Origin of the sequence: Brenneria roseae subsp. roseae, from assembly GCF_003115845.1 — a bacterium.
In the GTDB taxonomy this organism is placed as follows: domain Bacteria; phylum Pseudomonadota; class Gammaproteobacteria; order Enterobacterales; family Enterobacteriaceae; genus Brenneria; species Brenneria roseae.
The window spans coordinates 411,705-433,223 of the sequence record NZ_KZ819022.1; the positions used below are offsets into that span (position 1 = coordinate 411,705).

Consider the following 21,519-nt stretch of genomic DNA (forward strand, 5'->3'; position numbering starts at 1 on the left):
GGTGAACAGCGACAGGCCAGCGTGCGCCGGCCTGTCTGCCGGGGCGTTACATCGGTAGCGTCCACAGATTATAGAAAGCAATTCGCCCTGCCAGTTCGCCGACAATCACCACGGCGGCGCTGGCGGCCAGCAGCGTTTGTCCGGCGCGATAGCGCAGATGCAGGACGCCGCCAATCAGGCCGACGGCCAGCAGTATGAGCTGTGCGCTAAACCAGGAAAGCTGGGCGCTGGTCAACGCGCTGTCCGCTGTCATCAGCGTGGATAAATAGCCGGGACGCAAACAGAAGCTTGCCAGTATGGCCAACAGGCTAACGGAGAGTCCCAGACGGCGGGCGCCGAGCGCGGCGGCCAGTGCGCCGCCGCCGATCATGGCCGTCAGCAGCATTGCCGCCGTCGTGTAGCTGTTATCCCAGGTTGCCACGGTCGAAAGCTGGTATACGCGGGGAACGGCCGCCAGAAAGAACAGACCAATCACCGCGGCCAGCCAGGCCAGACCTGAAAACAGCACCCGGCCTCCCCGGTTGAGCAGCAGTCCCAGCGCCGCGACACCGCCGGCGGCGGAGAACAGGGCGGAGAGCACGATCTCGTTGCTCATGGGCGAGTGGCCGACGCGGAACAGCATATTGATGGCCCGCAGCGGTTGGCCGACATGGAAAGTGCCGATGAGCAGGGCCACGCCAAACAGGCACATGGCGCCAAACAGTCCGATGGCCAGACGACGGCTATCAATCTGCCGGCATTGCGCGGCAATCAACAGCAGAATGAATGCGCCGACGGCGCTTTGTGTGAGAACGGTAAAGAATACCAGAGGCAACTCATGCATGGCGAACCTCCTGCAAGTTCTGAATCGATCCTTCCGTATCGCCGGTCAGGCGGGAGTTTGGATGCGGTTTAACAATCAGGTTCGGTTTGGTCAGCGTGGCTGAAGGCAACGGTGCGATTTCATTCTCAGTGCCGTATTTGGCGCGGAGTTCGTCGATTGGACCAAAATCCAGCGCCCGCTGAGGGCATGACTCTACGCAGATGGGTTGCAGATTGTGCTGCAAGCGATCCAGGCAGCCATCGCATTTGCGCATGACTTTTGCCTGATAGTCGAACTGCGGTGCGCCATAGGGACAGCGCATTTCACAATAGCGACAGCCTACGCACAGCTCATCGTTCACCAAAACCAGACCGTCTTCTTCCCGTTTGTGCATGGCGCCGGTGGGGCAGCCCGCCACGCAGGTCGGCTGATCACAGTGGTTACAGGCGATGGAAAGGTAGTAGCTGAACGTATTATTGCGCCAGGCATTACCGTCTTTGATCCAACCGCCGCCGCCATACTCATAAACCCGGCGGAATTTCGGGCCGATATCCAGATCCTTATTATCCTTACAGCTTACCTGGCAGGTTTTACAACCGGAGCAGCGTGAGGAGTCAACAAAAAAGCCATATTGTGTCATCGTTAATCACCTCTTTAGACGCGTCGTATTTCAACCAGATTGGTATGCTGTGGATTGCCTTTGGCCAGCGGCGAGACATCGTGTGTCGTCAGCGTATTAATACAGCCGCCGATATCGACGCCTTCACTGTTGAGTCGCGTCCACGCGCCCTGCGGCATGGCCGCTACGCCCGGCAGGATGCGATTGGTTACCTTGCAGGCGATTTCCACAATGCCCCGATCGTTGAATATTCTGACGCGATCGCCGGACTTCAGATGGCGAGACGTGGCATCAATCGGGTTAATCCATACTTCATCCGGCGCCGCCTCGTGCAGCTGCGACACATTGCTATAAGTCGAGTGGGTATGCCCTTTGGTGTGAAAGCCGCTCAGCTGTAGCGGATATTTCGCCGTCAGCGTTTTATTCAGATGGGATTCACGCGCCGGACAGAATTCAGGGATCGGCGAAATTTTGTCACCGGCAGGCAGCGTCCATTCGCTGGCCAGTTTCGCCAGCGCTTCGGAATAGATCTCCGCTTTCCCCGACGGCGTTTTCAGTGGGTTCGCCTGCGGGTCCTGACGGAAGTCGGCAAACGCGATGCTTTGCTTATCCGTGGCGATTTGCTGATCAATGACCCCTTTATCTTTGGCAATGTCCCAGTCAGGCAGGTAAGGGCGTTGCGCTTTCACCTGTAGGTAATGTTTCTCAACCCACTGCGCCTGCGTTTTTCCTTCGGTAAATTGATCCCGTATGCCGAGATGACCGGCAATGTCTGCACAGATGTCGTAGGTACTGCGCACTTCCCACATCGGATCGATGGTTTTCTGCATCGCGATCATGTAGTTGTGAGCGCCGGACGCATAGGAGTTATTCACCAGATCTTCAGCTTCCAGATAGCTGGTTTCCGGCAGCAGGATATCGGCGAACTTCGCGCTGGGCGTCATATGGTTATCGATGACGATAATGGTTTCACACAGCGTATCGTCTGCCAGTATCTCCCGGGTGCGGTTGATTTGGCCGTGCTGGTTCACCAGCGCGTTGCCCGCCTGATTGACGATGAGTTTGATGCCGACATTGAGCTTGTCCGCACCTTTGACGCCCATGCTGGTCGCCGTCATTTTCTCCGGATTCAGAATGGCGTCTGTCCACAGATAACAGGGAATGGAAACCTTCAGCGGATTCGCGCCGGTAGGCAGTGTCGGTACGCCGTAATCGGTGGCATACGGCCAGTTGCCGTTATTGGTGCCGGGCAAACCGAAGTGTCCGGTAAGCAGTGGCAACGTCTGGATGGCGCGTACGGATTGCTCACCGTTGGCGTGACGCTGCGGCCCCCAGCCTTGTCCGATATAACAGGCATTGGCTCCGGCGATTTCCCGCGCCAGTTGGCGAATGCGTATTGCCGGAATCCCCGTGATGTCGGCTGCCCATTCCGGTGTTTTCTCTATACCGTCTTCGCCCCGACCCAGAATGTAATCTTTATAGCTGGCGTTCGGCGCGGCGGACGCGGGCAGGGTGGAACTGTCGTAACCGACGCAATAGCGATTGATCATCGCTTCATCGATCAGTTTTTCGGTAATTAATGTATGCGCCAGACCGGCGACCAACGCGGCATCGGTTGTCGGCCTGATGGCGAGCCACTCGGCATGTTCAGTGATCACGGAATCGGTATAGCGCGGATCGATAATAATGACTCTGGCCTGCGACTCTTCCAGTGCGCGACGTAACTCTTCCACCTGACCTCCGCCGGACATGCGGGTTTCCGACAGGTTCATGCCAAAAAATACCACCAGATCGGAATGAAGGATCTGGGTGAAATGGCTGCTCACATATGTGCCGTGCGTATAAGGCGTGGCGGCGGCAATCTGCGCGGTAGAATACGTATTGTGGTAATTCAGGTAACCGCCATTCAGGTTTAACAGCCGTTTCCAGGCGTGCGTTCCCTGATTGTGGTAGTAAGCGCCGGACTGATAGTTGTAGTAGATCGCGTCATTGCCATACTTTTCGGCAACCCGTTTTAACTCGGAGGCGACCAGTGCGGTGGCCTCTTCCCAACTGATGCGTTTGAATTTTCCTTCTCCGCGTTTTCCTACCCGTTTCATCGGATATTTCAGTCGGTCGGGGCTATAAACGCGCCAGCGGTTGGAGCGTCCGCGCAGGCAGGGGCGAATTTGATGCTCGCCAAACACGCTGTCGTTTTTGCTGTCTTCCGCTTCGATGCGCACAATGCGGCCGTCTTTGACCACCACCTTTAACGGACAACGACTGCCGCAGTTAACCAGGCAGGCGCTGTGGCGAATGGTTTCCCCCTCATTAACAACGCCAGATGGGGTGGGGGTCCCCGACGGTGAGGCGGATTGCGCATTCACGGCAAAAGGCAAGGTAATACTGCTGGATATAGCCACTGCCGCACTGAGTTTGGCGACATCTTTTACCGCTTCCCTTCGGGATATTTCCCGATGGAGCAGTTCATCGATTATTTTTTTCATCGGTTTCCCCCTTATTGATTGCTTTGCTAACAATAACGCCTGTTATTTATGTGGGATTGATAGCGATCAAGCGAAAGGGGTAAACCGGGTCGAACAAAGTGAGTAATGTGATCTAAATCAGTATTATCTATCGTGTCGTTTCTATTTTTTTAGTTTTTATACTAACTAATTCCTTTGTTTTGGTAAATGATAATGATTTTTATGATCATTTACGGCCTTTGCGTTGGGGCTTGTGCTCCGATCGTCAGTCGCACCTGGACATTACCGTTTGCGCGTGCGGATCGACCCCTGTTGCTGTTCCGTCATAACAACAAAATGGCGGCAACGGGAAGTTTGCTCCTCTTCCCGTCGTCGCCATGTCGTTCCATTTATCAGGATGAGGTCAGCCGTTGCAGGGTGGTCAATTGTTCGACCGCCTCATGCATGGCGTCCATCCCTTTGGCGGCGTCTTTCAACCGTCCCAGATTGGCGGTAACGTTATGACGCTCTTTGCTGGTTTCCTCACTCATGGAGGCAATCTGGTCGGCGGCAGAGATACTCTGATTCGCCATATCCTGAGTCGTTCCGACCGTTTGCGACGCGACATCCCGGATACGGGCGATAGTGTCGACCGCATCGTTGATGCTGTGCCGGGTTGCATCGGACTGCTCTTTGGATGAACGAGCCAGTCGCCTGACTTCTTCGGCAACGACGGCGAATCCCCGACCGGCTTCTCCGGCCCGCGCCGCTTCCACGGCGGCATTGAGGGCGAGCAGGTTGGTTTGATCGGCAATGGTGCTGATCCCGACGGTAATCTGGCTGATATCGTGTGAAATCTGTTCCAACTGATTCAGTTCGTGTTCCAGATGGCTCTGGGCGGTGCGGGTTTGCGTCGCCGCGTCACTGATGGCGCGAATATTGGATTCCGCCATATCCAGCGTTTCCGTTTGCCGCGATGTGGCATGTTCAAGCTGGGGCAGCGCGGTCAGCAACGGACTCAACTCCTCCTGATACGCCACCACCTGATTGATGACTCTGGACTGAATATGATGCATGGCTTCCCAGCGACGCAGCGCCCGCTGGGCATAGTGTCCGGCAAAGGCGGCATACTCGATGGGGAAACGGGTCATGGCCTTGATGTCATGATCGAAAAACGCCAGTGCGGACAGGGTTTGATTGATCGGCACGCCGAAAATCTCGCCAAAACTGGAGAATCCGGCCGCCGGGACATGATCAAATAAGTCTGCCTGCGCCAGACTGTTCGCGTTATTCAGCCTGCGTAGTACACAGTCGTTCAGCAGCAGCCCGACAGGTTTGCCTTTTTCGCTCACGAACTGCTGCCAGTCATGGCGCGTGGCGGCAATAAAGTCGGTCGCCTGGAGCAGATACAGCCGATCGCCAAATTCCAGATCGCAGAAAAAGGTGATGCTATCCGCCTGCATGGTGGCGACGGAACGAATAAAGTATTCATTATCGACCCTCACCCCGAAGGTTTTGCCCTCCAGCTGCTGTGCGATTTGATCGGGTTGGCAGTGAAAATACTCGGTCAGAGCCTGAATAATCGATTGAGGTTTGCCGTTGGCGTCAAACACGGATTGCACCGTACGCGCCACCGGATCGGCTTGCGCCACTAACCAGCTTTGCGGAGTGGGCTCGAAGTTCTGGCTTTTGAAGGGGGCAAAAGATTTACCATCCGCCATTTGGCAAAAAATCAGCACCGCCTTGCCCTGCAATATCTTGCCGTCACAGCCAATATAGGTGGCGCTGAAATCAAGATTGCCGCCCGCCGAGCCGCCGATAGCCATGCACGGAAAACGGCCGCTGGCATACCAGGCCTGCATCAGGAATCCTTCCGATGCGGAAAGTCCGTCGCAGTAAACCATGGCAAACGTCCGATCGGCGGAAAGGCGCATGTTGACATTCAGGCGTTCAAGTTCCTGACGGATAGCCGAGATTCTCTGACTGGCCGAGGCCTTTCCCCTGACATGCAGATCGACAATATGAACTTCGTGATGAGCGATCAGCGTTTGCGGCAGCCACAGCCAGCTACCTTGTCCTCCCGCCATACTGCAATAAGTGGACATGTTGAAGCGATTACACAGGGCGCCTGTTGAAGAGAGCGTAATGACCGTTGTTTTGGCATCAGACAGATGTTGCCAGGCGCTACTGACGGTAGAGAAATCGGCATCCGGCGGAATAAAGATCAGCAAAATACCGCTTTTGTCGGCAATACCGATCTGATGCAGTGACGTGGGCGGAGCATCGCAATCAAAAACGCCGCTGGCGGGAGATTTGAAACCGAAAAAGCCAGCACCAGAACGAAAAGACGATAAAATTCCCATAGTTCCCTCTTTTCAATTTTATCATGGCATAACCAATAGATTTCAAGATGGAGGACAAAACGTTGTCGTTTTAACAACGCAACGCGCCGGCCCTCTACTGTCGAGGTTCATTCATGAGCCTCGTAACGCTGCTTACAGCCAATACTCCTGCGTCTTGAAAGATGAAAGGTATAAAAGAGTCTATGCCGTACATCGATAGAATGTATGAGTTCTATGTCACGTTTATATTCGACATTTCTCAGGTTGCAGGATAAATTCGCTTGAATATATTTACATTTACGTCATCCATGAGATGCCGTTTTTCTGAGGAGAAATAGCAGGGTTTATTTTGAGACAAACAATTCAAATCGGTAATTTTATTATTCGTAATCAGAACGATTAGCGGTTTAATTAACAGACGATCGGCATTTAATTAAATTTACTGAAGTATTATGATTCGCCAATAGGCTATTGGTATATTCCCGTCAGGCTTCACGCTGCCGGCGCGTTGGCCGCATTACCCGGCCCTTCCATGGGCCCCGCGGCAACTCGAGTTATCCGCGTTGACGCACCCGTGCGGTTAACCCTTTCAGAAAGTAGCGCAGGATTTGATCGCCACAGACGCGGTAATTTTTATGATCCGGTGAACGCATCATGGCCGTTAATTCAGGCTGGGAGACTCTGAAATTCTGAGCAGCCAATATTTCCTGAATATCCGTGGTTTTCAGTGAGAATGCAACGCGCAGTTTTTTCAGAATAATGTTATTGGTGATTTTACGCTCGACCTGTAACGCCGGCTGATTTTCATCTTTGCCGCGCTTTTGCAGAATCAGGCCGTTGAGAAAATAGCTCATCACAATATCAGGACACGGCTGGTAGCCGGCTTCATCCTCTTTTTTCACATAGCTTGCCAATTGCTGAGGCGGCACGGTCATTTCCACCAACGCCAGGATCGCCAGCAGGTGGTCGTTATTTAAATTCAGCATATAGCGCACGCTGCGCAGCACGTCGTTATTCATCATTACCGGGTTTTTCTCGCCGTTCATCATCGTTATGGTCGGGTAGTATAAGGGAATGGTGAAAAAATGCAGAGCGGATCTGTGCATCCGATGGCGAAGAGACGGCAAACCGCCTAATGAAAGGTTGTTCTGCCCGCAAAGTGTTCAACCCAGCCTGCCGGATTGGTAAAAACGCGGATCCTATTGGACAGGCAAGAAAAGGAATGGCGTTTGAAAGTCAGTTTACCGAATGGAGTGGGGCAGAAATGGCTATGCGGGAAAACTTATTGAAGTGCTTGATTCTCATCGTACTGATTCGTAAATAATGAACACTCAATACCTCCTGAATATGGTAGAACTGAGTTTTTTATCGATTTCTTTTGCAGGATTTATTTATGAATAACATTATGCTTTAATCGCTATTTTTTTTGGTCAAAACACTAAGAACCATTTTAATAAAATTATCACGGGGCAGGTCATTAATATTGTTGTTCCAAACTAAACCAATATCCCAACTGGCGTGTTCACCAGTCATTTTTTTACAAATCACTTTTGAATTATTTATAGGGATGCTGTTTTGTGGTAAAATGCCTATCCCAATTTGGGATTCCGCCATCGCCATTAAACTATTTACATTATTCACATAGTTAATTGACATTCCATATATCTTGTTTTTTAGCATGAATTGGTTAATTTGAAATGCAGAACCAGGACAAACTTTTGCATCAATGACTAATAATGGGTGTTTGTTTATGGTTTCTATTAATTTCGTTTCATTTAACTTTATTTTCTCATTATAAATAATTGCTAAATGATCTTGCCCTATTTTTTTGTATGCCAATGGACGTTCAACGGGTAAGCGCATGAATCCAACTTGCATTTTTCCTGAAAGAAGCATTTCTCTCTGTAAAGGAGATGAACTATCATTCAATTGAATATTTATTTCAGGATAACAATCCCGAAAAGGAGAAATAAAACCAGGAATTAATGCTGAAACCGAGTTGATAAAACCTATCGATAAATTACCTTCTTTCCCTTGTTTCATGTAGTTACAACGCATTTTAAATCTATCAATTTCTTCCAATAAATTTTTTGCATCATCATATAAAGTCTGACCGTGAGGACTCAGTTGTGTACCATGGTTATCTCGAATGAACAGGATTAGCTCTAATTCATCTTCAAACATCTTGATTTGTTTAGTTAACGTAGGTTGTGTTAACCATAGTTTATCAGCGGCCTCTCTGTAACTTAGGCATTCCGCTAACTTGACAAAAGCACGCAGTTGTCTGATCTCCATTCCAATCTCCTATCACCAAAAGAAATTTTTCCATTATACAAGCAGTTTGTCCCATGTTTAGCTATGTAGCAATGGTTAACTATCCCTCAATAGACCGGAGTAATAATACGATCATGGTTTTAATAATCAAATTCTATATGAAAGTATTAGCTCAAATGACGTCATGTCAGATGGGTCAAACAATGAAAATTTATTTTTTAACAAATTAAAAGGTGCGGCCATGAAGAAGATCGATTTACATATGCATTCAAATTATAGTGATGATGCTGATTTGCCTGTTGATGTCTTAGTTCAAAGATGTATCTCTAATGATATCGATATCATTTCCATTACTGATCATAACTCTATTAATGCTATCAACGAGGTAAAAAAACTGGGGTTGTCAGGAAATGAAATCACTATTATCCCTGGAATTGAAATTGACTGTTCGTTTCAGGGCAAGAATTTTCATTTACTTGGCTATGGTATCGACACTGATTTTTCTGATTTTGAATTAATTGAAAGGAATTTTTTTGAACTACAGTTTGAGCTTACACCATTAAAAATTGAGAAACTAAAAGCGCTTGGTTTTTTTATAGATGAAGAAAATCTTTGTCAGTTGGCTGCTGGTAAGATTCCACAGGAAGAGCAAATGGCTGAATTAATTCTTCAGGATGATAGAAATAAAAGTAACGCATTACTTATGCCATATAGAGAGGGTGGCGAGCGTTCAAATATGCCGTTAATTAACTTTTATTGGGATTTCTTCGGGTATGGCAAGCCATGTTATGTAGAAGCGAATTATCCTATGCTTGAACGGATTGTCGAAATCATAAAAGGTAATAATGGTATTCCGGTAATTGCTCACATAGGTGCAAATATTAAGAATAACTATGAACAAACGCTTAATGATATGTTATCAGTAGGGGTAGAAGGTGTTGAGGTCTTCTCCAGCTATCATACAGATAAACTGTCTGATTTATTATATGATTATGCTTGTTCAAAAAATATGTTCGTGTCATGCGGCAGTGATTTTCATGGGAAAAATAAGCCTGAGATTGATGTTGGAAATTGTATTTATAGTGATAGACACTACCAAAAAATCATGAACCTCGTAGAGTTATTGACCATGAAATGATTCTTTTTGATCGGTTTATTTTTTGCATTGGCTATTTATTCTACTAACGAGCATAGCGATTAGATTACCATATCAATCCTTCTGCGACAGGATCGCTTCCAGCAAGCCAGGGAAACGCGCTTCCATCTCGCCATGACGGAGCCGGTTCATGTGCGTGGTGCCGATATTGGTAGTATGAATCAGTCCCGAGTCGCGCAATACCCGGAAATGGTGCGATACGCTGGATTTAGGACGACCGCCGTCCAGTTCGCCGCAGGTGGCTTCGCCCAGCGAAGCCAGACGACGGACAATTTCCATACGCATGGGGTCGCTCAGGGCGTAAAGAACGCGCTCAAGGATGAATTCGTCGGCTGTAGGGTGCTTAAAGGGTCTCATGGATGAATTATAGTGGGTAGGTTGTTTAAAATCTATTGTTCGATTAATATCGAAATACAGAAGTAATCTAACCACTGAGGAAATACCATGTCAGCATTATTTCAACCCTTCAGATTGAAAGACGTTACGCTGCGTAACCGTATCGCGGTTCCTCCGATGTGTATGTATTCCGCTAACGATGGCCTGATCAACGACTGGCATCAGGTACATTACGCCAGTCTGGCGCGCGGAGGCGCCGGACTGGTGATCGTTGAAGCCACTGCCGTCGCGCCTGAAGGCCGTATCACGCCACACTGTGCCGGTATCTGGAATGATGATTTGGCACAGGCATTTGTGCCCGTGGTTAAGGCGATCAAGGCCGCCGGTTCGGTGCCGGGAATCCAGATTGGTCATGCCGGGCGTAAAGCCAGCGCCAACATTCCGTGGGAAGGCGACGATCATATCGCGGCCGACGATGCCCGCGGCTGGCCGACGATCTCTCCCTCCGCGATCCCCTTCGGCGGTAATTTACCCAAAACGCCGCGGGAAATGACGCTGGAAGATATCAACCGGGTACGTCAGGATTTTGTGGCCGCGGCCCGTCGGGCGCGTGATGCCGGATTTGAATGGCTGGAACTGCATTTTGCTCATGGCTATCTGGGGCAGAGCTTTTTCTCGGTACACGCCAACCAGCGCAGCGATCAATATGGCGGCAGCTTCGATAATCGCAGCCGTTTCCTGCTGGAAACGCTGGCGGCGGTGCGCGAAGTTTGGCCGGAGCATTTACCGCTGACCGCGCGCTTTGGCGTAATTGAATTTGACGGACGTGATGAGGAAACCTTGCAGGAATCCATTGAGCTGACGCGCCGTTTCAAACAGCACGGCCTTGATATGCTCAGCGTCAGTATCGGTTTTTCTACGCCGGATGCCAACATTCCCTGGGGGCCCGCCTTCATGGGGCCGATTGCCCAACAGGTTCGCCAGCAGGCGGATATTCCGGTGTCATCAGCCTGGGGCTTTGGTACGCCGGAACTCGCTGAGCAAGCCGTAAAATCCGGGCAGTTGGATCTGGTGCTGGTGGGTAAATCCCATCTGGCCAATCCGCACTGGAGCTATTATGCCGCCCGTGAACTGGGCATCGAACGTGCCTCATGGACATTGCCTGCGCCCTATGCCCATTGGCTTGAAAGATATTAATCGCGCATCGTGATTCTTATTCCGTGACGCTGGCTTAAGCCGCATCCGTGCGGCTTATCCTGAAAATCCCTCCCAACTCAGCCCTTTTTACGCCAGAGGGAAAACCGCTGGTTAGCGCGTTCTTATGCGGTCTCTTTTAAGAAACATTCAGCGCCTGACGTAAATCCTCGATCAGATCCTGCGCATTTTCGATGCCGACGGATAAACGCACCAACTGTGGCGTAATGCCTTTCTGTAACCGTTTTTCCAGTGGAACCGAGGCGTGTGTCATGGCAAAAGGTTGACTAATCAGGCTTTCTACACCTCCCAGACTTTCTGCCAGCGTGAACAGACGGGTGTGTTTAATGACCTCCCGAGCGTAATGCTCATCCCCTTTGAGCCGGACGGAAATCATGCCGCCAAAGCCGCGCATTTGTTTTTGTGCCAGCGCATATTGCGGGTGCGACGGTAATCCGGGGTAATAAACCTGCTCTACCTGTGGCTGTTGCTCGAGCCATTGGGCAATCGCCAGTGCGCTTTCACTGTGACGCGCAATCCGCAGCGCCAGCGTCCGGATGCCGCGCAGGGTCAGGAAACTGCTGAATGGATCGAGAATTCCCCCGACGGCGTTTTGCAGATAGGCGAGCTGCGACGCCAGTTCCCGGTCGCGTCCGACGACCGCCAGACCGGCAATCACGTCCGAATGCCCATTCAAATATTTGGTTGCGGAATGAATAACGATATCGAACCCCAGATCCAGCGGTCGTTGAAGCGCCGGGGAGGCAAAGGTGTTATCCGCTACGCTGATTAACTGATGCTTTCTGGCGACATCGGCGATAGCCGCCAAATCTGCCAGTTTCAACAGTGGATTGGTGGGCGTTTCAACCCAGATCAGGCTGGTTTGCGGGGTAATCGCCTGCTCCAGCGCCTGAAGATCGGCGGGGTCAACATAGGTAACCTGTAGTCCGGCGGTGCGTTTGCGTACATTTTCCAGCAGACGCCAGGTGCCGCCATAGAGATCGTCCACCGCCACGATATGACTGCCCTGATCGAGCAGTTCGAGGATGGTTGAGCTGGCCGCCAGTCCGGAGGCAAAGGCAAAACCTTGCAGGCCGCCTTCCAGTTCGGCAATCGCCGCTTCAAGCGCGGCGCGGGTTGGGTTGCCGCTGCGCGAATACTCATAGCCGGTATGTTCGCCCGGCGCAGGCTGAGCAAACGTGGACGTAGCGTAAATGGCGGGCATGACCGCGCCGGTGCTGTCCGGGGTGTAACCCGCGTGAACCGTCTGGGTATCAAATTGCGACATACATAACTCCTTATATAGAATCAAAACATCCAGAGCGAAAAAGTACGGAATAGGGAAATACGCTTAACGTAGCGTTTGCCGCCAGTGATTCAGAACATCGGTGCGGGTAATCAGACCGAGAAAACGCTCACCATCGAGAATAACGGCCACATAGCCCTGATCGAATATCGCCAGCAGTTCATCGCGTGAGGCTTCTTTGGCCAACGTTTTGACCTGATCGGACATGGCTTCACGGGCGGTAAGCGAGAAATGTTGCGTATTGTTCTTCAGGCTATTGAGCAGATCCCACTCGTCAATCACGCCGACAACGCGCTGATTCTCCAGTACGGGCAACTGGGAAATGTCATATAAACGCATACGGGCGTGAACGATGCTGAGCGTATCATCGGGAGAAACGGAAACCGTGGCGCCTTCATCGTGCCGGTAAGCAATCAGATCACGCAGATCGCCGTGCGGCGGGCGTTGAATCAGCCCTTGTTCGATCATCCAGTAATCGTTGAACATCTTTGACAGATATTTATTGCCGCTATCGCAGATCAGCGTGACCACGCGTTTCGGTTCCGTCTGTTCTCGGCAATAGCGCAGGGCGGCCGCCAGTAGCGTACCGCTGGACGAACCGGCCAATACGCCTTCTTTGCGCAGCAGTTGGCGGGCGGTATGGAAAGATTCGGCGTCGCTGACGGCGTAAGCGTGTTTGACCTGATTAAAATTGGCCAGCGCCGGAACGAAATCTTCCCCAATGCCTTCCACCAGCCAGCTTCCGGCTTCACCATAGGCGCCGTGTTGCAGGTAGTCGGTGAGGATTGAACCGGCCGGATCCGCCAGAATAAAAGCGGTTTGCGGCGAAACCTGCGCAAAGTAACGGCTGAGACCGCCTAATGTGCCGCCGGAACCCACGCCAACGGCTATCGCGTCGATCTGATGATCCATTTGCTGCCACAGTTCCGGCGCCGTGGTGCGGTAATGCGCCGCCAGATTAGCCGGATTATTGAACTGGTCGATGTAATAGGCTCCTGGCGTTTCGGCCGCCAGACGGCGGGCGTAATCCTGATAATAGTCCGGGTGCCCTTTGGCGACATCGGAGCGGGTCAGCAGTACCTCTGCGCCCAGCGCCCGCAGGTGAAAGATTTTCTCCCGGCTCATTTTATCCGGCACAACCAACACCAGCCGGTAGCCTTTCAGCGCCGCCACCAGCGCCAGCCCCAGCCCGGTATTGCCGGCGGTGGCTTCGATGATGGTTCCGCCGGGTTGCAGCCATCCCTGCTGTTCGGCATGTTCCACCATGGATAAGGCCACCCGATCTTTAATCGAGCCGCCGGGATTCTGGCTTTCCAGTTTCACGAACAGGCGGCACGGTCCGGTATCAAAATGGGTGAGTTCCAACAGTGGGGTATGACCAATAAAGTCGAGAACGGAGGTTTGAGTTTCCATCTGTCTTTCACTTCTCGGTGGGAATCGTGGGGGGACATATTAGATCTGCTACAAATGACATATAAACGAAATAAATCACCAATAGATATGCGATTATTTAATATAATATTCTGTTTGGCCGTAAGGATGTGTGGAGGCGTAGCGGTGTGGACGTATATCCTTCTGACGGTATAGCGACGAATCAGAACCGGGCCGGCCGGTTTGTCGGTAACGTCAGATACGTGGATACCAGCCGGAAGCCGTGGAAGATGAAGGCGTGAACAGATAAAGAAAAGGGACAAGCCTTGCGTGGGCTTGTCCCTGGCGGATTAAGGCAAGGATTAGAGTTTAAAGCTCTGCACCACCTGTTCGAGCTGTTCGCTTTGTTCTTCCATGGCCCGGGCGGCGGCGGAAACTTCTTCAACCAGCGCTGCGTTGTGCTGAGTGGTGCTATCCAGTTGGTTAATAGCCTGATTCACCTGCTCAATGCCCATGCTTTGCTCACGGCTGGCGGACATGATTTCACCCATCAGCGTCGTCACATTGCTGACCCCTAACATCAACTCATCCATGGTTTTCCCTGCTTGCTCTACCAGCTGGCTGCCGGCATCAATGCTGGAGACAGACTCTTCAATCAGCTTTTTGATTTCACGCGCCGAGTTGGCCGAGCGCTGTGCCAGACTACGAACTTCCGACGCGACCACCGCGAATCCCCGTCCTTGTTCTCCGGCGCGGGCGGCTTCAACGGCGGCATTCAGCGCGAGGATATTGGTCTGGAAAGCAATGCTGTCAATCACGCTGATGATATCCACGACCTTGCGTGATGATATGTTGATCTCGCCCATGGTTGAGACGACCTCTTTCACTACCTGCGTTCCCCGTTCGGCGACCAGTGACGCATCGCTGGCCAGTTTGTTCGCATGGGTGGCATTGTCGGCGTTTTGTTTTACCGTGCCGGTCAACTCTTCCATCGACGCCGCCGTTTGTACAATCGAACTGGCCTGGTCTTCGGTACGGGAGGATAAATCCATGTTGCCTCTGGCTATCTGGCGGGAGGCGGCGGTGATGGCCAGCGCGCTATCGCCAACCTGATTCATCAAATCTTGCAGGAATGAGATGAAATCATTGAAGCTCCGGGCGACATTATTGAATTCCGGGCTGCTGCTGGCCGGCAGGCGCTGGGTCAGATCGGCGCCCCCTGTCGAGAGCGCCTGAATATTCTCATTCAGGATGTTGAGGCGTTTCATCATCGAGCGGATAAAACCCAGCAACACCAGCAGCAGGATAATCGCCAGCGGAAGCTGAACCGCGCCCAGACGGGTCAGCATACTGCTGGTTTGCGAAGTCAACTGGCTGGTGAGAACATCGCTGGCAAGATACCAGGGGCTACCGGCAATTTGCTGAACGAACAGCGTATGGTTGCCGTCTTCGGCGTTATATTCGCTCTGAATGTGATCCTGACCTACGTCCTTCAGCATGGCGCTGAGCGGGGCGGCCATTGGCAAGGGGAGCGCGCTGAGATATTCCAGTTTAGGGGCGCTGTCGACCAGTTCCGCGTTGCCCACCACTTTGCCATCGGCTTCAATAATCAGCACGCGACCGTTAATAGCCTCACCCATCGTCTTCGCCAGAAGATTAAAGAAGCCGAGCGTCACATCAATGGTGGCAACGCCCCAGGCCGTGTCGTTGCGATAAATTCCCATTGCGCAATTGGTTCGGGGCTGTGGACTGGCAGCATCCTGATACGCTTTTGCCCAGGCGCACATGCCTTTGGCCGCCGCCATGCCATCTTTATACCAGGGCTGCTCATAATATTTATCCGCTTCCGGCGAGTTCCAGTAGGTATTCACTTTGAGCTGATTACTGCTGTCGCGAGCGAAGAAGGTCGAAAACTTATCGCGCTCCGGATCGCGCTGGTGCGGCAAAGGCCAGATACCGCCGCCGAACACGGTGGTGTCCTGATACTGATTGACCAGCGCCGGCAGCAAGACGTCAATGGATGCGCTATCCATTATGCTGACCGATTCGGTAATACTGCGTTGCTGTGCTTGTACCCGGTTCATTTGCTCCACGATGGTAGCGGCAAGAGAATCAACCTGATAGCGAACAAGTCGCTCTTCATTCGTGGTCAATTGTGGGGCAACAAACGTCTTAATGACTACAATAGTAACAATGAGAAGTAGGGTAAAAAAACCAATGATAGAAACGGTAAAGCGGGACTGTGTTGTTTTTAGCATATGCGCACCACTTAAGCTGAAAAAGCATAATTGCTCGAATAAGGTCAACGGCATCCTAAAAAGTAACTTGAGTGACTATCTTCACATTATTGAAACTTTGATGATGGCATCACGTTATTTCCGCCGACAGGAAGCCCGAATGAAATACTGCTGTTAACTTACGAAGGAAGGGTATCTATTGTTATTTTTTGCTTATTATTTTCCTCTCTGAGGGAATGGAATACATTAAAAGTCATCGTAATCACGAAATCTATACGCCATATACCGTCATCCTTCAGGTCGCCTGTGCATTGGCTTTTCCCGCTCTCTCCAGTCCAGCCGCTGGCTGGATAAGTCCGTGGTGAATGAACTTGTCTTGGTGTCGCCGCGTTATTCGGCCTTACGGCCTCACCCCTTCGGGGTCAGCGCAAGCGCTGTTCAAAAACGCTTTTGACGTTTTTGTCCGGCCACTCGGATTATCTAGGGTATAGCAATTATTTGGATTAGCTTTCTAATTATTAGTATTTTACCCCATCAGGCAAATCGGGATTAATGAAGGAAAGTGAATCAGGTAATCGATTGGCAAGACCGAATCGGTATGAGATATAAGTATAAATGATTTTTGTTTATTTAATTTATACCTCCGTTTACTTCCGATTGATTTTCCAGAAAAGGATAAATAGCGTTTTTCTTATTCTCATTAAGATTAAAGAGGCCCCATGATGTCTGATTATCGTTGTTGCCGTGACTCCAAATTCTATTTTATCAATCCTTATTGGGTAATTAACGGAGTCAGCCATGAGCAATACGCAGTCCCTGCCGATACTCGATCTATCGCTGCTTGACGGAAACATTGAACAGCGGGCGCGATTTTTATCAACCCTGAATCACGCTGCCCGGGACGTTGGTTTTTTCTATTTAACTCACCACGGTATTGATGCTGTTCTACAGCAGCGTCTTCAACAGCTATCGCGAGATTTCTTTGCCTTACCGGCAGAAGAAAAACAGCGTGTCGCCATGATTCATTCCCCCCATTTTCGCGGCTATAACCGGGCCGGTTCCGAACTGACCCTGAGTCAGCCTGACTGGCGTGAACAGTTTGATATCGGCGCGGAGCGGCCTGCGTTGACGCTGTCGGAAACCGATCCGCGCTGGCGGCGGTTGCAGGGACCAAACCTGTGGCCGACGGCGTTGCCTGAATTGAAAACCGTTCTTTTGCAGTGGCAGCAGGAAATGACACGTATGTCGTTGCGTCTGCTGAGAGCCTTCGCGGAAGCGCTGGAACTGCCGATTACCGCGTTTGATGCGCTGTATGGCAACAAACCCAACGAGCATATCAAGCTGATTCGTTATCCCGGTCAGCCCGCAGACGGCAAGCGGCAAGGCGTCGGGGCGCACAAGGATTCCGGCTTTTTAAGCTTTCTGTTACAGGATGATCGGCCGGGATTGCAGGTGGAAGTCGAACCGGGCCGCTGGATTGATGCTCTGCCGCTGGCGGGCTCGTTTGTCGTCAATATCGGTGAATTGCTGGAGTTGGCGACCAATGGATATTTGCGGGCAACGGTGCACCGTGTGGTGTCGCCACCGGTGGGGCAGACGCGTTTATCCATCGCATTCTTTTTAGGCGCGCAACTGGACGCGGTGGTGCCGGTATACCAACTTCCTGATCATCTTGCCGCCCAGGCGCTGGGGCCTGCCAGCGATCCGCTCAACCCGCTGCTGCGTGATGTGGGCTGGAATTATCTCAAGGGAAGGCTGCGTTCCCATCCCGATGTGGCAGCGCGTTATTACGACGATGTGTTACCAACCAAAACAGCGATGACTATCTGAAAAAAGGAAATAATAATATGGAAAAGCGTGGCATTTTCTCACTGGCGGGCGTGGCGTTTTCCGTTGGCATGGCATTGTTTGCGGGCAGCGTGTTCCCGGTTCAGGCGGCGGAGGCCCTGCGCGTTGCGGCTGACCCCGTACCGCATGCAGAAATTCTGGCGCAGGTGAAAAAAATCGATCCGTCACTGGATTTGAAGGTGGTGGAATTGACCAGCGGCGTCAACGCCAATGAGCTGCTGGCACATGGGGATGTGGACGCGAACTATTTCCAGCATGTGCCGTACTTGCGCGATCAGGAAAAGGCGCTGGGTAAAGAATTTGTCGTTGCCGCTACGGTACATATTGAACCATTAGGGATCTATTCAAAAAAATACAACGCATTGAGCGAGGTAAAAAATAACGCCACGGTGGCGGTGCCGAATAACGTCACCAACCTCAGCCGCGCGCTGTATCTGCTGCAAAAAGAGGGGCTGATTAAGCTGAAGAACGGTTATGACGATCCATCGAAAGATCAGGCAACGCCAAAGGATATTGCGGAGAACCCGAAAAACCTGAAGATCAGGGAAATCGAATCCCCCCAGATTCCCCGTTCGCTGGATGATGTCGATTTGGCGGTGATTAACGGCAACTATGCGCTGGAAGCCGGACTGGTGCCCGCCAGAGATGCGCTGGGGCTGGAAAGCGCCACTCATAATCCTTACGCCAATATTCTGGTCACTACGCCAGCGTTGAAAGACGATCCGCGCATCAAACAGCTGGCTAAGGATTTGGAATCAAAGTCTATCGCTGATTTCATCGACGAAAGCTATAAAGGCTCGGTTATTCCGGTTGCCGGGAAGTCATCGTAGTAATCAACCATAGTGATCAACCATAGTCATCAATTGCGGGGCGGCACGCATGATAGCCATTGAACGATTGGGGAAACGTTATCCGGATAATCCCCGGCCCGCGCTGGAAAATGTCTCGCTGACCATTCCGGATGGTTCGGTATATGGCATTCTGGGGCGCAGCGGTGCAGGGAAAAGCACCTTGATTCGCTGTCTTAATTTGCTGGAACGGCCCACATCGGGCCGTATTCTGATGGATGGGCGGGATATCACTACGCTGACGCGGCAGGAATTGCGTCAGCACCGGCAGCGAACCGGCATGATTTTCCAGCATTTCAATTTACTCCATGCGCGTAATGTACAGGATAACGTTGCCGTTCCTCTGGAAATTGCCGGACTGAATAAACGCGAGCGGGCGATCAGAGTGGCGGAATTGCTGGAGTTGGTGGGGCTGAGTGATAAAGCGCGCGCTTTTCCCTCCCAGCTTTCCGGCGGGCAGAAACAGCGTGTCGGGATTGCCCGTGCGTTGGCCGTGCGGCCCGATTATCTATTGTGTGATGAGGCCACCAGCGCGCTGGATCCTGAAACCACGGAGTCGGTTCTGGCGTTGCTGGGTGATATCAACCGTCAACTGGGTCTGACTATCGTACTGATCACTCATGAATTGGCGGTGGTAAAGGCGATTTGTGATAACGCGGCCTTGCTGGAACAAGGACAGGTTGTGGAAAGCGGCCCGCTGAGCCGTTTACTGGCGGATCCTGCGTCACGCCTGCGTAAGGCGCTGTTGCCGGATTATGACGCAGAAGCGGCCTTTTTACGACGTCACGGCATTGAGGATGTTCATTTATGCAAAGTCGCCTGAGCTGGGAGGATTTCTGGCCGCTGATGCTGAATGCCACGCTGGAAACGCTTTATATGGTGGCGCTGGCGGCGCTGTTTACCGTGGCGATCGGTTTGCCGCTCGGCGTGCTGTTGTTTATTAGTCGCAAGGAGGGCGTATTACCCTTACCGCGCCTTAATCTGGCGCTGGGCAGCATTATCAATGTCGGCCGCTCGCTGCCTTTTGTGGTGCTGCTGATCGCCATGATCCCGTTTACTCGCCTGATTGTAGGCACGACGTTGGGCAGCACCGCCGCGGTGGTGCCCATTACCGTCGGGGCATTTCCCTTTTTTGCCCGCGTGGTGGAAAACGCGCTGGATGAGGTCGATCGCGGCAGGATCGAAGCCATTCTCTCAATGGGGGGAACGGTCTGGCATGTCATCAGCAAGGTGCTCTTGCCGGAAGCGCTGCCAGCCATTCTGGCGGGGATTACGCTTACCGTGGTGATGCTGATCGGCTTTTCTTCCATGGCCGGGGTGATCGGCGGAGGCGGGCTGGGCGATTTGGCGATTCGTTATGGCTATCAGCGATTTAACGATCGGGTGATGGCCGGAACCGTGGTGATTCTGGTGTTGCTGGTACAGGCGGTACAATCGGTCGGCGACCGTATTATCCGTTCGCTGGCGCATCGCCGTTAGCGCAAGGCGGGCCGGCGCCCGCCACCTTTCTGGTTTGAGCGCTTACTGATCGACGACCGAACCATCCACATGAAGCCGCGTTTTGAGACCCCGGCGGCGATAGGGAAAACGTGCTTCCAGATCGTCCGCCAGTTCAATGCCAATGCCTGACCGGGTCGGAATTTCCATGAATCCGTCCACGCATTTGAAGGTATTCTTCACCACGTCTTTTTTCCTTACGCCGTTCTCGACGCCCGTTGCGCCAAATTTTTCCGACAGCGCAGGCTGGTCGTCGCCGGGGTACTCCAACAGGGCGAAATTCGGGATGCTGACGGCAATTTGCAGGCAGGCCGCAGTGGAGACCGGGCTGAGCGGATTATGGGGAACCACCATCAAATCGTGCGCTTCCGCCAGCGCGGCAACCTTCTTCGCGCCGGTAATGCCGCCGCACATGCAAACATCAGGACGTACATAGGCGACTGCATTGCGCTTAATCAGCATGGCGAATTCCTGCGGATTATTCAGCCGTTCGCCGGTCGCGATAGGAATATTGATCTTGTCCGCCACCTCCGCCATGGAATCGAAATTGTCCGCCCCGATCGGATCCTCGATAAAGTACGGATAAAACGGCTCGATGCCGCGGGCAAACACGATCGCATCGGCCGGTTTCAGGCGCCGGTGTACCTCAATACACAGATCAACGTCGTTGCCCACCGCTTCCCGGTACAGGCCGATGCGCTCAATGGCTTCGCCGATCTCTTTGGCGTGGGTGGTGAAATAGGGGGTATCACGCGATTCGTCCAGAAAAGGCGTGAGGTGACCGATAGCGGTAAAACCATCGGCTTTCGCCTTTTTCAGATTGGCGATGGTTTCTTCAGCCGTTCTCCCGCCCGCATGGGCGTATACGCGGGCTTTATCGCGGCAGCGGCCGCCCAGCAGGTTATAAACCGGCGTATCGTAATATTTGCCAGCGATATCCCACAGTGCGATATCAATGGCGCTGATGGCGCCCATAATGGCCGAACCGCGAAAGTGCCAGCAGCGGTACATATACTGCCAGTGGTGCTCGATGCGTAAGGGATCCTGACCGATCAGATAGGTGCGCAATGCCTCGACCGCGCCTTTGGAGGCATCCAGAAATCCCCAGGCGCCGGACTCGCCAATCCCCGTCAGCCCCTCGTCGGTCGTGATCTCTACAAACATGTAGCGGTTAGCTAAAATTGTGCGCACATCCGTAATTTTCATCGATTATTGCCTTTCAATTCGTTTGTCAGGCATGGAGTC

General features: G+C 52.1%; 18 protein-coding genes. 7 read left to right on the plus strand and 11 right to left on the minus strand.

The genetic code is table 11. The features are described 5' to 3' along the window. Positions 1-46: 46 nt before the first annotated feature. The 5 genes from DDT52_RS01905 to DDT52_RS01925 all read right to left on the minus strand — a co-directional run bounded on the left by DDT52_RS01905 (position 47) and on the right by DDT52_RS01925 (position 7,229). Entirely contained in the window at positions 47-823 is a 777-nt protein-coding gene (locus DDT52_RS01905; RefSeq protein ID WP_136154855.1) for a dimethyl sulfoxide reductase anchor subunit family protein, read from the minus strand. Further along, positions 816-1,442: a DMSO/selenate family reductase complex B subunit gene (locus DDT52_RS01910; protein ID WP_136154856.1), complete on the minus strand. Its 627-nt coding sequence runs from the start codon at positions 1,440-1,442 to the stop codon at positions 816-818. The genes DDT52_RS01905 and DDT52_RS01910 overlap by 8 nt, the downstream gene beginning before the upstream one ends. Positions 1,443-1,456: 14 nt before the next feature. Next, positions 1,457-3,907 (minus strand): DMSO/selenate family reductase complex A subunit, encoded by a 2,451-nt coding sequence (locus DDT52_RS01915; RefSeq protein WP_136154857.1) that lies wholly within the window; start codon positions 3,905-3,907, stop codon positions 1,457-1,459. A gap of 371 nt (positions 3,908-4,278) precedes the next feature. After that, positions 4,279-6,228: a methyl-accepting chemotaxis protein gene (locus DDT52_RS01920; protein ID WP_136154858.1), complete on the minus strand. Its 1,950-nt coding sequence runs from the start codon at positions 6,226-6,228 to the stop codon at positions 4,279-4,281. A gap of 533 nt (positions 6,229-6,761) precedes the next feature. After that, the gene (locus DDT52_RS01925; RefSeq protein WP_109053447.1) at positions 6,762-7,229 is read right to left on the minus strand and encodes a YehS family protein; all 468 of its coding nucleotides are present in this window, start codon (positions 7,227-7,229) and stop codon (positions 6,762-6,764) included. Positions 7,230-7,342: 113 nt separating this feature from the next. Between DDT52_RS01925 and DDT52_RS01930 the strand changes: the two genes are divergently transcribed. Beyond that, positions 7,343-7,531, plus strand: a complete 189-nt coding sequence (locus DDT52_RS01930) for a hypothetical protein (protein ID WP_136154859.1) — start codon at positions 7,343-7,345, stop codon at positions 7,529-7,531. An 86-nt stretch (positions 7,532-7,617) separates the two neighbouring features. Here DDT52_RS01930 and DDT52_RS01935 read toward each other — a convergent pair whose 3' ends face one another. Continuing rightward, positions 7,618-8,502, minus strand: a complete 885-nt coding sequence (locus DDT52_RS01935) for a LysR family transcriptional regulator (protein ID WP_136154860.1) — start codon at positions 8,500-8,502, stop codon at positions 7,618-7,620. A gap of 220 nt (positions 8,503-8,722) precedes the next feature. Between DDT52_RS01935 and DDT52_RS01940 the strand changes: the two genes are divergently transcribed. After that, positions 8,723-9,619 carry a PHP domain-containing protein gene (locus DDT52_RS01940; protein ID WP_136154861.1) on the plus strand — a complete coding sequence of 299 codons (897 nt, stop codon included), beginning with the start codon at positions 8,723-8,725 and terminating at the stop codon, positions 9,617-9,619. A gap of 72 nt (positions 9,620-9,691) precedes the next feature. Here the strand turns inward: DDT52_RS01940 and DDT52_RS01945 are convergent, their stop codons facing one another. Continuing rightward, complete coding sequence (locus DDT52_RS01945; RefSeq protein WP_247595455.1) at positions 9,692-9,922, minus strand: ArsR/SmtB family transcription factor; 231 nt, start codon at positions 9,920-9,922, stop codon at positions 9,692-9,694. Positions 9,923-10,081: 159 nt separating this feature from the next. Between DDT52_RS01945 and DDT52_RS01950 the strand changes: the two genes are divergently transcribed. Next, the gene (locus DDT52_RS01950; protein ID WP_136154863.1) at positions 10,082-11,170 is read left to right on the plus strand and encodes an NADH:flavin oxidoreductase/NADH oxidase; all 1,089 of its coding nucleotides are present in this window, start codon (positions 10,082-10,084) and stop codon (positions 11,168-11,170) included. Between the two features lie 136 nt (positions 11,171-11,306). On the opposite strand, the gene DDT52_RS01955 is transcribed toward DDT52_RS01950, so the two are convergent. From DDT52_RS01955 to DDT52_RS01965, 3 genes are all read right to left on the minus strand, one after another. After that, positions 11,307-12,455, minus strand: coding sequence for a trans-sulfuration enzyme family protein (locus DDT52_RS01955; RefSeq protein ID WP_136154864.1), 1,149 nt, complete (start codon positions 12,453-12,455; stop codon positions 11,307-11,309). Between the two features lie 63 nt (positions 12,456-12,518). After that, positions 12,519-13,886: a pyridoxal-phosphate dependent enzyme gene (locus DDT52_RS01960; protein ID WP_136154865.1), complete on the minus strand. Its 1,368-nt coding sequence runs from the start codon at positions 13,884-13,886 to the stop codon at positions 12,519-12,521. A gap of 320 nt (positions 13,887-14,206) precedes the next feature. After that, on the minus strand, positions 14,207-16,102 hold the full coding sequence (locus DDT52_RS01965; protein WP_136154866.1) for a methyl-accepting chemotaxis protein: 1,896 nt from the start codon (positions 16,100-16,102) through the stop codon (positions 14,207-14,209). Between the two features lie 777 nt (positions 16,103-16,879). Between DDT52_RS01965 and DDT52_RS01970 the strand changes: the two genes are divergently transcribed. From DDT52_RS01970 to DDT52_RS01985, 4 genes are read left to right on the plus strand one after another with little or no spacing between them, the layout of a single operon-like run. After that, positions 16,880-17,911 carry an isopenicillin N synthase family dioxygenase gene (locus DDT52_RS01970; RefSeq protein WP_136154867.1) on the plus strand — a complete coding sequence of 344 codons (1,032 nt, stop codon included), beginning with the start codon at positions 16,880-16,882 and terminating at the stop codon, positions 17,909-17,911. 17 nt (positions 17,912-17,928) lie between these two features. Then, positions 17,929-18,759, plus strand: coding sequence for a MetQ/NlpA family ABC transporter substrate-binding protein (locus DDT52_RS01975; RefSeq protein ID WP_136154868.1), 831 nt, complete (start codon positions 17,929-17,931; stop codon positions 18,757-18,759). A gap of 49 nt (positions 18,760-18,808) precedes the next feature. Then, positions 18,809-19,600 carry a methionine ABC transporter ATP-binding protein gene (locus tag DDT52_RS01980; protein ID WP_136154869.1) on the plus strand — a complete coding sequence of 264 codons (792 nt, stop codon included), beginning with the start codon at positions 18,809-18,811 and terminating at the stop codon, positions 19,598-19,600. Then, positions 19,585-20,256 carry a methionine ABC transporter permease gene (locus DDT52_RS01985; protein WP_136154870.1) on the plus strand — a complete coding sequence of 224 codons (672 nt, stop codon included), beginning with the start codon at positions 19,585-19,587 and terminating at the stop codon, positions 20,254-20,256. The genes DDT52_RS01980 and DDT52_RS01985 overlap by 16 nt, the downstream gene beginning before the upstream one ends. Before the next feature lie 42 nt (positions 20,257-20,298). On the opposite strand, the gene dgoD is transcribed toward DDT52_RS01985, so the two are convergent. Continuing rightward, on the minus strand, positions 20,299-21,480 hold the full coding sequence (gene dgoD, locus DDT52_RS01990) for a galactonate dehydratase (RefSeq protein ID WP_136154871.1): 1,182 nt from the start codon (positions 21,478-21,480) through the stop codon (positions 20,299-20,301). Between the last annotated feature and the right edge of the window lie 39 nt (positions 21,481-21,519).